General features: G+C 58.2%; 9 protein-coding genes. 2 read left to right on the top strand and 7 right to left on the bottom strand.

What is annotated here, in order from left to right; translation table 11 throughout:
• The first annotated feature begins 99 nt into the window (after positions 1-99).
• On the top strand, positions 100-1,482 hold the full coding sequence (gene fumC / locus H7B67_RS09825; protein WP_185119614.1) for a class II fumarate hydratase: 1,383 nt from the start codon (positions 100-102) through the stop codon (positions 1,480-1,482).
• A gap of 78 nt (positions 1,483-1,560) precedes the next feature.
• On the top strand, positions 1,561-1,713 hold the full coding sequence (locus H7B67_RS09820; protein ID WP_185119613.1) for a hypothetical protein: 153 nt from the start codon (positions 1,561-1,563) through the stop codon (positions 1,711-1,713).
• A 76-nt stretch (positions 1,714-1,789) separates the two neighbouring features.
• Here the strand turns inward: H7B67_RS09820 and H7B67_RS09815 are convergent, their stop codons facing one another.
• From H7B67_RS09815 to H7B67_RS09785, 7 genes are all read right to left on the bottom strand, one after another.
• Entirely contained in the window at positions 1,790-5,128 is a 3,339-nt protein-coding gene (locus H7B67_RS09815) for a hypothetical protein (protein ID WP_185119612.1), read from the bottom strand.
• Between the two features lie 15 nt (positions 5,129-5,143).
• Positions 5,144-6,589 (bottom strand): glycosyltransferase family 2 protein, encoded by a 1,446-nt coding sequence (locus H7B67_RS09810; RefSeq protein WP_185119611.1) that lies wholly within the window; start codon positions 6,587-6,589, stop codon positions 5,144-5,146.
• A complete protein-coding gene (locus H7B67_RS09805) occupies positions 6,582-7,655 on the bottom strand; it encodes a HEAT repeat domain-containing protein (RefSeq protein ID WP_185119610.1) in 1,074 nt (357 codons plus the stop codon). Before H7B67_RS09805 ends, H7B67_RS09810 begins: the two co-directional genes overlap by 8 nt.
• Positions 7,652-8,950 carry a GGDEF domain-containing response regulator gene (locus tag H7B67_RS09800; protein WP_185119609.1) on the bottom strand — a complete coding sequence of 433 codons (1,299 nt, stop codon included), beginning with the start codon at positions 8,948-8,950 and terminating at the stop codon, positions 7,652-7,654. The genes H7B67_RS09805 and H7B67_RS09800 overlap by 4 nt, the downstream gene beginning before the upstream one ends.
• A gap of 219 nt (positions 8,951-9,169) precedes the next feature.
• Complete coding sequence (locus H7B67_RS09795; RefSeq protein WP_245363144.1) at positions 9,170-10,123, bottom strand: alpha/beta hydrolase; 954 nt, start codon at positions 10,121-10,123, stop codon at positions 9,170-9,172.
• 71 nt (positions 10,124-10,194) lie between these two features.
• Positions 10,195-12,201 carry a GTP-binding protein gene (locus H7B67_RS09790; protein WP_342592364.1) on the bottom strand — a complete coding sequence of 669 codons (2,007 nt, stop codon included), beginning with the start codon at positions 12,199-12,201 and terminating at the stop codon, positions 10,195-10,197.
• An 82-nt stretch (positions 12,202-12,283) separates the two neighbouring features.
• The gene (locus H7B67_RS09785; RefSeq protein WP_185119608.1) at positions 12,284-13,417 is read right to left on the bottom strand and encodes an acyl-CoA dehydrogenase family protein; all 1,134 of its coding nucleotides are present in this window, start codon (positions 13,415-13,417) and stop codon (positions 12,284-12,286) included.
• Positions 13,418-13,906: the final 489 nt, after the last annotated feature.

The following is a 13,906-nucleotide window of genomic DNA, read 5'->3' as shown; positions in this document are numbered from 1 at the left end:
ATAGGGAGCCTATAACTTCATCTTTATTCATCCCGATCACTCCGTTTCGGTGTAAAATCTGGATGAACCCAACCAACCGAGGAAGGACGGATCGCATCTATGGAATACCGTACGGAGCACGACACGATGGGAGAAATTCAAGTCCCGGCGGAGGCGATGTGGGGGGCGCAGACCGAGCGCAGCCGCCAGCACTTCCGAATCGGAACGGAGAAAATGCCGCTGGAGCTGATCCGCGCCTTCGCGCTGCTGAAGAAGGCCTGCGCCGCCGCCAACCGCGAACTGGGCACGCTGGCCCCGCAGAAGGCGGAAGCCATCATCGCCTCCGCCGAAGAAGTGTTCGACGGGCGCTGGGACGACCACTTCCCGCTTGTCGTCTGGCAGACGGGCAGCGGAACCCAGACGAACATGAACGTGAACGAGGTGCTCGCCCGCCGCGCGAATCAATGGCTTCAGGCGACGGAGAGCGAGCTTAAGGTCCATCCGAACGACGACGTGAACCGCTCCCAGAGCTCGAACGACACGTTTCCGACGGCGATGCATATCGCGGGGACCGTCGCCATAATGGAGAATCTGCTTCCGGCCATCGACGAGCTTAAAGAGACGTTGCGCGAGAAAATGGAGGCGTTCATGGATATTGTCAAGATCGGGCGCACCCACCTTCAGGATGCTACCCCGCTCTCTCTCGGACAGGAGATCAGCGGCTGGTGGGCGATGCTCGACCGATCGAGCCTGATGATCTATGAGAGCGTCAAATCGCTGTCCGAGCTGGCCATCGGCGGCACCGCAGTCGGAACCGGCATCAACGCTCCCGCTTCCTTCGGGGACAAAGTCGCCGCGGAGCTGAGCGCCTACACGGGCCACGCCTTCGTCTCCTCGTCGAACAAGTTTCACGCGCTGACGAGCCACGACCAGATGGTGTACGCCCACGGCGCGCTTAAGGCGCTCGCCGCCGATCTGATGAAGATCGCCAACGACGTCCGCTGGCTCGCGAGCGGCCCGCGGTCCGGCATCGGGGAGATCACCATCCCCGAGAACGAGCCGGGAAGCTCGATCATGCCCGGCAAGGTGAATCCGACCCAATGCGAAGCGCTGACGATGGTCGCCTGCCAGGTCATGGGCAACGACGCGGTCATCGGCTTCGCCGCCAGCCAGGGCAACTTCGAGCTGAACGTGTTCAAGCCGGTCATCCTGCACAACTTCCTGCAATCGGTCCGCCTGCTCTCCGATGCGATCCGCTCGTTCAACGAGCATTGCGCCGTGGGCATCGAGCCGAACGAGAAGGTGCTCCGCCGCAACCTGGAGCAATCCCTGATGCTCGTGACCGCGCTGAACCCGCATATCGGCTACGAGAACGCGGCCAAGATCGCCAAGCTGGCGCACAAAGAAGGCCTCTCCCTGAAGGAAGCCGCGCTCCGGACCGGACTTCTGACCGAGGAGCAGTTCGATGCTTACGTTCGTCCCGAGGACATGATCGGTAACTAGAACGCGGGGCGCGCTTATGAATCCTCCTTTTTTGCCACATACTAACAAGATCACGATAAAAGGAGGAGCAGCCCTAGCATGAATAATACCGATCCCTACTCGTTCGCCCAGCTGCGCCAAGAGGACATTCAGCAGATCCGGCAGCTGGAGGAGCGTTTGGCCGAATCGAGCGGCCATCCGATTACGTTGATCGCTTACGAGGAACAGCAGCAGCCAAGCAAGGAGCAATGACTCCTAGGAAGCGCGAATATCGAACAAGGCATCCTGTCCGCCAGGATGCCTTGTTCGGTATTATTTGGTTCGGCCGTTAATTCGGCAAAACCGTCTTCGCATACAAATCTTGCATGATGTAATACGATTTTTTGAGCCGTTCGCGGTACGTCGGCGTCACCCATTTATCCCATTGATAGAGATACATATCCTGAGCGCGCAGCACGGTTCCGGAGAGGGCCGGCATCGCGTACGCGATGTCCCGGCTGGCGGGGGCGTCCTCGCCGGTCTTCGCATTCGCCCGATAGGTCACCGCCGCGATCTTGATGCCCGCCGTCTTCTCGGAGCCTTCCAGCCCGACCTGCCAGAGATCGCCCATGATCTCCCGCGTGCTCGGGTCCTTCACGTTGAGCAGCTGCCACGGGATTCTCGCCTCGACGACGTTCGTCTTCTCGTCGTAGGCGACGTCGGCCAGCGAATCGTAGTCGGGGCTGTTCAGATTGCCGTTGCCGAAGCGCAGGCTCCCTGTCTCGTAGGATTCAAGAGGCAGCTCCAGCGTCCGGCTGCGAACGTTCGGAACGCTCATTCTTTTGTTCAAAACAAGAGTCATGCGGTGGAAAATGCCGTTGTCCTTCTTATTCGCGTACTCGAGCCAAGGGACCATTTTCAGCATGCTTCCGTATTGGTAATACGTCGAATCGTAATAGCTGTCGACCCAGATCCGCGACTGCCCGGGACCCTTCAAGTCGATAGCGAAGTCGATTCCGGCGTCCGTCGTCAGGCCGCTTCCTCCCGGAATCCTATGCTGCCCCTGATTCGGGATCGTATCGAGCAGAATCGTCGCCCCAAGCTTGGACCAGTCGAGCGGCCCGCCTTCTTGGCCGAAGTCGAGGCGGAAATAGACGCTTCGTTCGTCGCTGGAGACGAACATTTGCTTAATCTCCGCATCCGGGACGGCCGCCGCAACGGCCGATCCCTTCATCGGGATCGGAACCGCCCCTTCTTGCGTCCAATCGCTCGCATCCCCGTCGACGAACACCCCTTCGCCCGGCTCGCCCGGATCGAACGCCAGCAAGCCGAAGTTTTGCTCGCTCGTCTGAACGTTCGACCAAAACGGCCTTCGGTTCGGATCGTCCAGGTCCATCGTGTTCCACGTCCTCTTGAACCATTCGTCCTGCCAGGCGAAGACGAGCCCCCCGGCCATTCCTTCTTCCGCGATATCCTCGAACAAATGAGCCGCAATCTCGCCCTGCTCTCGTTCGTTGTGGGCACCCTGGTTCCAGCCTTGAACGTTGCGGTGAGTCATCCCCCTCGATTGAGGAACGCCGAATTCGGCCACGAGGACGGGCATGCGGTGATGCCGCTTAAGATCGTTCAGATAACCCGCATAGCTGTTCTTCTCCCCTCGGGAATCCACGTAATCCGTATACTTCGTCTCGTAATTCATGAAGTCCGGGTAGTAGGGGTACACATGGTAGGAAGCGAAATAACCGGCCTGGAACGTCGGCTTGGCCCAGATGACGTTCGGATCGACCGAGACCATGTCTTCTTCCTCCAGAGGTTCGGACGGATGCTCCAGGAGGTCCGTCGTCGGCCAATTCGTGAAGCTGACCGGCCGCTGCCATTGATACTTGTCCGTCTCGTAAGTCGCGATCTCGTCCATCGTGGATGCCAGCCAAGCTTCGAACGGGGACGCTTGCTCCGTCCGGAAATACTTCCCGTCGTAGTCCGGCTGTCCCTTATGCTTCTCGTTCGTCGCGGTCACGACCTCCGGATCCCATTCGATGCCGAGCACCCATCCGAGCACGTACTTCGAGACGTCGGCCCGGTAGGCCCCCGAAGCATGGCCCGGGTTCGCCGGCACGGTCGCGTTGCCGTGAATGATATCGACGGTGCGATGCATCTCTTCGATATACTCCTTCCACAGCGCTTCCGTGTAAGCATCCTGCGAGGAGACAAGCTCCTCTTCGTTGATCCATACGCCTTGAAGCAGATAGAGCGGCTTCGCGGAGCGAAGATTATATTCGAGCAGCGCTTCGTAGAACCCGGGCGGGTGGATCGTATACGTCCGGATGACGTTGGCGTTCATCTCGCCGATCTCTTCGAACCAGCGAAGATATTCCGATTTGGCGATCGCGGCCTCCCCGGGGAATGCCCCGGGCTTGCCCATCCCCATGTTGACGCCTTTAAGCAGCAGGTCCTTCCAGCCGTTATTCTCGTAAACCTGCAAATACTGTTCGCCGACGCGGGACGGAATCGTAATGCCGTTCGTCGTGACGACAGGGGCATTGTCCGGGATGACGGCCGGCTTCTTCTTCTTCTCTTCGATCTCTTGCAGAACCCGCTTCAAGAGCGGCCGGTAGGCCTTCCAGTAGAAGCTCTGCTGGTTTTTGCCGGAATTCCAGGACAGCAAGGCGAACAGCTTGTCCAACCATTGCGCCTGGTAGAAATCCGGAACCTCGTCGTTATCGGCAAAGTCGCCCGCGAAATAATACGACGTATATACGCCCGTATCGTTCTTGACGACGGCCGGGAAGGTAGAGGGGATGCCCAGCTCCTTCAGCTTCTCCTCCCCGGACTCGGTCAGGTCGAGATCGTAGTCGGCCAGGACGCTTCCGCCGTCTTCGGCTTCAATGACGTCGAACCAGTAATTGTATCGCGCTTTGGCCGACTTGCCGACGAAATCCTTGCCCTCGTCCGTCAGCCTGAATACGTTGCCTCCCTTGCCGGTATCCTTCCCTTCCTCGAGCACGGCCACCCGGTCGTCGTCGTCCACGAACAGGAACCCCGGACCGTCGAATTCCCATTTCCGTCCCGTCTGGGCTTCATAGTTGGTCTCCGCCCATTCGGGCACCTCTCCCCCGCTCGACAGATCGGGGAAGTAGCGGCCGATCCAGCCCGTCCACCGGACCCCCAGAATTTCGCCAAGCTCCTTCTGTTCCGCTTCTCCGGTAGGACTTCCGAAGGTGTTGAACTCCGCGACCAACGTCGTCCCCTTATAGATCCCGTTCTTGATTTGCTCGATATCCGATTGCTCGAGTCCGCCGTAAATCTTGTCGGAACGGTTGCCGCGAACCGCCGTCGTCTCGTTCAGATCGTCCTCGTACACGCCGTACGTGTCCGCGATATAGAGCAGATCGTAATCGTCTTCCAGCTTCAGATCCCGCAGCGCGCGGGAGCCGTCGCCCTTGGGAACGTACCCGAAATAATCGTTCTTGATCGAGTAAGCGGAACGATCGCTCTTCACATATTTAGATTGGTTTAGGAGCCACATCAAGCCCTTATGCTCGCGATAGCTCGTATCGGGGACCGTCTTGTCCAAGATAGCCGCGTTCAGCACATGGTCGGATTTGCCCTGCCATGCCAGAACCGGGACGGCCGCCGCCGCGAGAATGATGACGAACAATGATGTCAGCAAGATCCATGATCTTCTCATAAGTTACCGCCCTCTCTAAGCCGAGACGCCTTTGCGCTTCATTTCGCCCCAACCCTGCCGTCTGCGGAACAAGATCGATATCGTGGCGACTACCCGCCAAACGGTCATCAGCGGCCGGTACCAGAAGGCTTCCGACAGCGCGTACAGCAACAGCCGGTTCAGGTCGGAGATCTTCTGGTATTTGCTAAGCCTCCACTCCTCGAGGAGCACGGCTCCCATGGACAGGAACGATCCGTAAATCACCATGAGCGCGAAGAGCATCCCCGCGTATTGGAGAAAGACCCGATCGAGAAGCAGATCGACGACGAAGGTCGCATATCCGAAAAACTCGACCAATGGCCCGAGAAACTCGACAAAAAAATAAAACGGCATGGCGACGAACCCGATCGCGCCGTACTTCGGATTCATCATCATCCGGCGATGGGTCCAGAGGCTCTCGAATAAGCCTCTATGCCAGCGAGTTCGCTGCCGGTATAAATATTTCAGCGCCTCCGGCGCTTCCGTGTAGCAGATCGGGTCGGCTACGTATTCGATTCTCGCCCCCCACTTCAGCTCCCTGTTCAGTCGATGAAGCCGCACGACGAGCTCCATGTCCTCCCCGATCGTATCCGCCTTGTAACCCCCGGCTTGAATGACCCGCTGCGTCCGGAACACGCCGAACGCGCCGGAAATGACGAGCAGCAGGTTTCGGCTGCTAAGGCCGATCCGTCCCATCAAGAATGCCCTCATGTATTCGATGCTCTGCATCATGACGATCGGCTTGCGGGACAGCTTGGCCTCCTGGACCTGCCCCTTCGCGGACCGGTTGCCGTTGGCGATCAGGACGTTGCCGCCTACGGCCAATATCTCGTCGTCCGCGTGCTCGACGATCGGCTTCATGATCTTAAGGAACGAATCCGGTTCAAGGACCGTGTCCCCGTCAATGGAGGCGAAGTAAGGGTACTTGGCCAGGTTGATTCCCACGTTCAGAGCGTCGGCTTTTCCGCCGTTCGCCTTATCGACGATATAGAGATACGGATAAATTTCCGATTGGTACACTTCCTTGACCGGCTTCGTTTCGATGCCGTTGCGCTTCAGATGCACCTTGTTGCGAACCGGCGCCATCTTGAACCGCTCGATTACCCTCGCCAGCGTCTCGTCCTTCGAACCGTCGTTCACGACGATGACTTCGTATTCCGGGTAGTCAAGCCTGCCGCTTCCCGTGATCAGGGACAGGATCGTGCCGATGACTCCCGCTTCCTCGTTATAGGCCGGCACGATAATCGACAACGGCGGGGTGAAGGACGAGCTTTTCATTCTTTTGTAGGGCTCGATCTTGTGCAAGCCCCATTCCCTTTTCAACCGGCTGTAGGATAAGAGAAACAAGAATAGATAGAAGCCGCAGAGCAGGATAAAATAAACGAAGATGAGTTTGTTGACAATAAGGAAAATAGAGCGGATGATCTCCGTCAGCTCATTCATGATCCGGATTCCTTTCTATCCATTCTTGGGCAATGGAGCGAGCGTAAGCGTCGGGATGATTGACGGACAGCTCGGACAGCATTCTCTTGCCCTGGCTGTATTGCCGAAGCGATCGGGCCGCCTCCGCCCGCACGCCATACGCGGAATCTCCGATCAATTCTTGCAGGTGGGGAAGGAATCGCTCCCGGCGGATGCTGCCCATCAATCTGGCCGCCATGAGCTTCTCCCCGGCAGACTGAGGACGATCCCATTCGCCGCTCTTCTTGCTGGTCTCCAACCAATTCAGGAAAGCCTCGATAGAGGAAAGGTGTCCCAGAGCGGCGAGGGTCTTCAGCGCCTTGACCCGGAGTTCGGGCCGGTCCGAGCTCATAAGCCTTTCGAGCAGCTCCTGCAGCTTGTCCGTTCGCAGATGAAGCTCCCTCGCGGCTTCCAGCAGAGCGCTTTGCCAAGGGGCGGACAAATCCTCGAAGCGTTCGACATACTCGTCGATCTTGTCCTGGGAGACGATCCTGCACATCAGTTCGTTCAGCAGAAAGGTCGGGAGCTCTCTGCTGCCCCCCATAAGATCGGGCAGGCCCTCGTAACCGAAATCCGCCAGCAACAAGAAAATTTCGTGTTTCTCTTCCTCCGAACAGCTCTTGCCGGATAAATGGCGAATCAGCTCCGGCTGCATCGATGCCAAGCGAAAGCGATGGATAAAATACAACGCGTTCATCCTCTCGCTCCAGGACCGCGAGCGGAGCTGCTCCCGGTACCAGGGCACGAAATACCGCTCCATAACGTCGTTGAAATGCGAGAAGTCCCCCTCTACTCTGACGTTGCTCAGAAAATCGCCGAACGTATTTTCCAGCGCCTCGAAGTGGTGCTTCTTGCGGGGAACGAAGGAATCGGCGCTCCCCCCGGCAAATAGAAAAGCGTCGATCGCGCGGGAGTGTTCGTCATACCATTTCTTTCTTTTGTTCCTCTCGCGGATATTCACCCATTTTCTAATCAACAGATAGAAGTAGATCGTCGCCAGCAGGGCCAACGATACGGCGGTCAGCAGAAAAACGAGAACGAACGTCATGTCGCGCCGCCTACAAGCCGATGGAGCCGGGCCCGAAGCTCTTTCATTCGAAACGGCTTGACCAGATAATCGTTGGCGCCTCTTTGAATGGCAAGCGTAATGTCCGTCTCCGCTCCTTTGCTGCTGAGCATAACGCAAATGTAACGATTTCTGTCGTATCCGTTGCGAATGCGATGCAGCACTTCCAAGCCGTCCATCTTGGGCATGATCCGATCGATAATCAGCACGTACCGCTCGTTCTGACGATGCCACGGGTCGTTGAAGAAATCCTCGCCGTCGGCGAAGTCCCTTATCTCCACGTCGAACCGGCCGCCCCCGACATCCGCCAGCTGATGCTTGAGCATCTCGCGAATCAGCCGGTCGTCGTCGATAACGGCGATCATCAGCTTGCGGGTATGGGGATTGCTATCGTGCATGGTGCCGTCCAGCACCAGTCCGGCACGCTCCGGCGGATCCGTCTCTTCGGAGAAGGGCATTGCCGCCAGGCACTCCTCCGCCGTCAGGTCGGGATCGTTGAAATCCCTCACTTTGGCGGAAAATGTAACCGATCGGGTTCCCCCCGAGGTCTCTGCCATCTGCTTGGAGAAGAGGGATGTCAGCCTGGTCATCAATTTGATGGCATCCGCCTTGACGGTCTTCGGAAGCAGCAGAACGAAGCCTCGCCCGTTGTCCTGTCCCAAACAATCCATGGGACGCACGCTGGCCTGAATAAAATCCGCCAGCGCCCTTTCGGCCGATCGCCTATCGTTAAGATCCAGCCGCCGAGCGGAATCGATCTCCATATAAACCAAAGAGAAGCTTATGTAGGAACGCTTCATATCCTGAAGCTGCTTCTGCACTTCGCGTCGCATGTATCGATAATTGTAAGTTCCTGTAGCGGGGTCGATAAGGATCTGATCGAGAATGCGAAATCTTCTCTCGATCAAATGGTCGAGATTCATTCGAAGCTCAGAGGAATCCAGAGGCTGACGAAGAACCGCATCGGCCAATAGCATGCCGGTCAGTTCGCGATCATAGGCCCCGGTTATGATAACGAAGGGAATGTGCATGGAATCGCAATATTGTCTAAGTTCCTTCCAAGCGGCGAGATCCCCGCTAGCCAGATCTTCCGATTCCAGCACGATAACGGCGCAGTCCGGACGCGTTTGGTCGAACCGGGCGACCAGCTCCGACGCCGAGCCGCCGTCTATGCGAACCGCTCGGTAGGGTTCCAAATGCCGATCCCCGACGGTTCTCCCGCGCGGATCGTTCGCCACGCCAATAAGCGGCTGCGTCCTCTTATGTTGTTCAATCATGGTGTCCTTCACCTACATAGCCCTATTGAATATCTGTCGAATTCTGGCGGTTGTCACAGGTCTATATCAAGCTTCTGAGATTATAACACACGATTCTTCACAAAAACTAAGCACAAATCGTAAACTCTATTAACCCAAAATATAGGGGATGAAACATAGGATATATAAGCCTTCAAACGAAAAAACCTCAAGGATGACGTCCATCCCCGAGGCTGGGTATCAGGCATTTTGAGTTTGTTTGCCGAAGGAGGCCTGGATAAAACGAAGAACGGATTCGGCGTAAGAGGCGGGATCGACCAGAACGGAAGTCCCGTGCTGGGCTTCGGGAATGATCAGCTTCTCCTTCTCCCCTCTGATGGCCTCGTAGAGCTCGTCGGCCATCTTCGTCGGAACGAAGGTGTCCTTGCCGCCATGGATGAGCAGAATCGGCTTGCAGCAGTTCCGGAGCTGCCGGATCGCCGAGGCTTCCCCGAAGAAGTAGCCCGCTCTAAGCTTGCAGATAAGGCTGGTAATCGGCAGCAACGGGAACGACGGCAGCTTGAACATCTGCTTCAGCTGGTACGTCAGAATTCCCTTCACGGAGGTATAAGCGCAATCGGAGATGATGCACTTGACCTGCGGCGGAAGCGGCTCCCCTCCCGTCATCAGGACGGTGCCGCCGCCCATCGACACTCCGTGAAGGACGATACGGGCCTGCTCGCCGAGCCTCTTCACCAGATATTCGATCCACCTTACGTAATCCTTCCGGTCGTGCCAGCCGAAGCCGATGTAATGCCCGTCGCTCCGGCCGTGCCCGCGGCTGTCCGGCATAAGCACGATGAAGCCGCGCTCGCGGTAGAACCGGGCGAATACCGCCATGTCCTCCCCTTTGCCGGAATAGCCATGCGCCAGAATAACGGCGTCCCGTCCGCCTTGCTCCGGTTCCAGGTAATGGGCGCGAAGCTTCAAGCCGTCGTCCGAGACGATCTCCGCCTTCTCGAAGGATTGGGCATGGAACCATTCCTTCACCTCGCGAATCCGGGAATCCTCGACTTTGGGCATATTCGGGTCCGCGGACAAAAAAGCTTTGCGGCTTCGGTGAATGGCCATGCGGTATAAGCTGCAGCAAAAAAGAACGAGAAGGGTTCCCATGGCGACGACGCCGACCAGCACGATCATCCAACCTCTCGTCAACGGTTCTCCCCCTCCCGGATATCCCTGAATCCTCTCTTTAGTTTGGCAAGGCGATGGAGGAACATGCGCGCTTACGAAGACAAAGCATTGCGCGTGGCCAGAATGTACTTCGCCTGATCGAGCGGATTGACTCCCCTGCGAGGGCGTTCTTCCCGCACGTCCGGAGGACATTCCGCATAGCCTGCGAAGAACGTCGACAGGATGCCCCGCCCCTTCGTCATGGAGCCGAGCCTTGCCGGCCAGTCGAGCGTGGTGGCGACGGGAATCGTCCCCTCCAGCTCCATTCTCCCGTTCCTTAGCTCCGGGGAATCGAATGCGCCGCGCATGAGAATGAGCTCGTTCATGACCTTGCCGCCGAATTCCTCGGGCACGGAGAGCCGGAAGCGCAGCATCGGCTCCAACAGCTTCGTTCCGATCCGGGCGAGGCCGTCCATGATCCCCATCGGCGTCGCCACGACGAAATCGAGCGGATGGGTGTGCCACACGTGATGCTCGCCTTCGACCAGCGTCACCGTAAGATCCGTTACCTCCCAGCCCTTCATGCCTTGCTGCAGCGCTTCCGGCACCCGTCTGGCGACCTCGTTCTGATAGCTCTCGAGCAGATGCTCGGGCCGAACGATCGACCGGTAGGCGAGACCGCTGCCTCTAGGCCCCGGCTCCATTCGGAAGCGCAGAATAGCCCAGCATGGCTTGGGCATCGTATAGGCGATGAAGCCTTCGCCGGCTCCCGCGAGCGTTTCCTTGTAGATGACGGAAGGAGCTCCCAGGTCGACGTCAAGGCCGTAACGGCTTCGGAGCACGTGCACGAGAACCTCCATCTGTATCGGTCCCATGACCTTCAGATGAAGCTCCCGCTCGTCGGGAAGCCATTGCAGATCCAAGTGCGGATCTTCGTCGGCCAGCTCCTGGAAAGCGGCGACGACGGCCGGATAATCGGCTTCCGTGCGCCACTTCGCCTGCACGGTGAGCAGCGGAACCGCCAGCCTTCTCTCGCCGGGCACCCCTTCCGCCGTCCCGAGAATGTCGCCGATCCGTGCCCGGCTAAGACCGTATACCGCCGCGATATCCCCGGCCTGAAGGATGCCGAGATCCTCCGATTTCCGGCCGTCGATCCGGCGAATCTGGGTCACCTTATCCACGACGTCCCGGGATTCGTTATAGAGGTTGTCCCGGTTCTTGATCGTTCCGTTATACAGTCGGACATAAGCGATGCGCCCCATCGAAGGATCCCGGTCGAGCTTGAACACGACGCCCGAGACGGGAGCCTCCGGGTCTCCCTTCGGCGGCGGAAGAAGCTCCGCCATCGCGTCCAACAGCCCCTTCACCCCGAGCCCTCGGGCGGAAGCTCCGAACAGGATCGGGAACGCCGTTCCTTGCCGGGAAGAGGCCTTCAGCGCGGAGACCAGCTCCTCTTCGGCAAGCTCTCCCTTCTCGAAGTATGCCGCAAGCAAAGCCTCGTCGCTCTCGGCCATCGTCTCTTGAAGGACGGAACGGAACAGAGCCCCCCATTCGGAGGGCCCTTCCGCTTCAGATTCGAATGCCGCGGGCAGAAGACTCTCGGCCCCTGCGTAATCCGCCTCCGCTCCGACGGGCGTCTGGATCGGCACCGCCGAACGCGACAGCAGCCGCCGAATCTGCTCCACGGCCGCGGCCGGATCCGCGCCGATCCGATCCATTTTGTTCACGTAAATCAAGGTTGGAATGCCTTGCTCCCGCAGCGCATGCCAGACGACCTCGGTCTGAGCTTGAACGCCCTCAACCGCGGAGACGATAAGCACCGCGCCGTCCATTACCCTAAGCGCCCGCTCCACCTCCGACAGGAAGTCGACGTGCCCGGGGGTATCGACCAGATTGACGGCCGTCCCCTTCCATTCGAACCGGGTCACCGCCGCCCGGACCGAGATTCCCCGCTCCTGCTCCACGTCCAGGTAATCCGTCTGGGCCGTCCCGTCGTCGACGCTGCCGGCCGCCCGGATCTTGCCGCTTATATAGAGAATCTGCTCCGTCGTCGTCGTTTTGCCCGCGTCGACGTGAGCGAAGATTCCGATATTCCTCATCCGCCGCATCTCATCCCGCACTTCTCTCATCCCCTGGGGTCCGCTTGTCGTTCTGACCCCCATTGTACCCGATCGTCCGGGCGTGTCAATTCGCAGCCGCTCCTCAATCCTTCGCGAGCAGCTGACGGGCGATAACCGCCTTCTGAATCTCGGACGTTCCCTCCTCGAATTTCTGAGCCCGCGCGTCCCGGTAAATCCTCTCGATCTCCATGCCCTTGAAGTAGCTGATTCCTCCGTAAATCTGCTGCGCCTTATCCGTCACCCGCTGCAGCATCTCCAGGGCGAACAGCTTCGCCATGGAAGCATGGGCGGGCGTCAGCTCCCCCTCGACCTGGGCCCTGCCCGCGTGCAGGCAGAGCTGCCTCGCCGCTTCGATATCGGTCGCCATCTCGGCCAGCCAGGTCTGCACGATCGGCCTCTGGCTAAGAGGCTTCCCGTAGGTGACCCGCTTGCGGCTGCGCTCGACGGACAGATCCAGCGCCCTCTGCGCCAGCCCGACGCACGTCATCCCCACGCTGATCCGGCTCGGGTTCAAGAACCCGTTCATGGCGACGGACAGCCCTTGCCCGACCTCCCCGATCAGGCAGTCCTCCGGCACCCGGCAGTCCTTGAAGTATAGGTGCGCGTGCCCCGTGCCGGTCAGGCCGAGAGTCGGAGGCATCTTCTTGATCGATAAGCCCGGCGAACCGCTCGGCACCATCAAAGCGATCGTTCCCTCCTGCCCGCTCGAATTCTCCATACGGGCGAAGAGCAGAACGTAATCGGCGGTATCGCCGAAGGCGACCATCCATTTCGCCCCGTTCAGGACGAACTCGCCGTTCTCCTTCCTCGCCGACGTCCGGATGTCCGTCCCCGCTCCCGTCGTCGGCTCCGTCAGCGCGAACGCCGCGGTCAGCTCCCCTTGGACGAGCGGCTTGACGAACCTCCTTTTCTGCTCCTTGGACGCCTTGTAATGGATCGGTCTCCAGATGCCGTTGCTCACGTGCACGATCATCCGAATGGATCCGTGAAGCTGCGAGAACAGCTCCAGCAGCTCCAGGTATTGAAGGAAGTTCAGCCCCATTCCCCCGTATTCCTCAGGCGCGGCCAGCTTTAGGAAGCCCCGCTCCTTCAGCTCCTCCCGCACCTCGGCGCCGCACTCTCCCGTCTCCTCGATCCGCTCGGACAAGGCGCGGGCCGGACCGTTCACGTAAACCTTCACATCCTCCTGCAGCTTGCGATACAAAGCTTCGTTCATTTCCGTTCTCACCTGATCCTTCCAAGTCTTTCGTCGCGATGGACTCTCGTCCAACCGCTCTAAATTCCTTGAAAGACCCTCATTCTCCTTCGATGAAAAAGAGGAGCTTTTGTCGAAGGCGGCGCTCGGAAAGCACCGAATGTTCGTCCGGGGGATAGGTCCTCGCTTAAGCAAATGGGTATGAAATTTCATGTTTATTTTTCGCCTGAAGACCAAAATCGGAAATTATAGATGAAATATCATCCATAATTATCTTCATATCGAAAAATGGGATGATTATAGCTGATATTTCATGCTTAATGGGCTCCATTCGAAAAAAGGAAGAATTATAGTTGAAATTACATACATAATTCTCCGAGCCGATACTTTCTCAACAGCCTAAAAACCGAATCCAATCTTTCTTTCAATCAAAAAATGCTTCAGACGCCGGGGCATTCCCCCTTGCTCGCCTGAAGCCGGTATTCCAGTCTATTAATATCTAAGCCTATT

Origin of the sequence: Cohnella thailandensis, assembly GCF_014212135.1 — a bacterium.
In the GTDB taxonomy this organism is placed as follows: domain Bacteria; phylum Bacillota; class Bacilli; order Paenibacillales; family Paenibacillaceae; genus Cohnella; species Cohnella thailandensis.
This window is presented reverse-complemented; position numbering and strand designations above follow the sequence as displayed.

Bases quoted from the DNA above. Each gene is read 5' to 3' on its own strand.
- H7B67_RS09820 (WP_185119613.1), top strand. From the start codon at position 1,561: ATGAATAATACCGATCCCTACTCGTTCGCCCAGCTGCGCCAAGAGGAC.
- H7B67_RS09815 (WP_185119612.1), bottom strand. From the start codon at position 5,128: ATGAGAAGATCATGGATCTTGCTGACATCATTGTTCGTCATCATTCTC.
- H7B67_RS09785 (WP_185119608.1), bottom strand. From the start codon at position 13,417: ATGAACGAAGCTTTGTATCGCAAGCTGCAGGAGGATGTGAAGGTTTAC.
- H7B67_RS09800 (WP_185119609.1), bottom strand. From the start codon at position 8,950: ATGATTGAACAACATAAGAGGACGCAGCCGCTTATTGGCGTGGCGAAC.
- H7B67_RS09810 (WP_185119611.1), bottom strand. From the start codon at position 6,589: ATGAATGAGCTGACGGAGATCATCCGCTCTATTTTCCTTATTGTCAAC.
- H7B67_RS09805 (WP_185119610.1), bottom strand. From the start codon at position 7,655: ATGACGTTCGTTCTCGTTTTTCTGCTGACCGCCGTATCGTTGGCCCTG.
- fumC (WP_185119614.1), top strand. From the start codon at position 100: ATGGAATACCGTACGGAGCACGACACGATGGGAGAAATTCAAGTCCCG.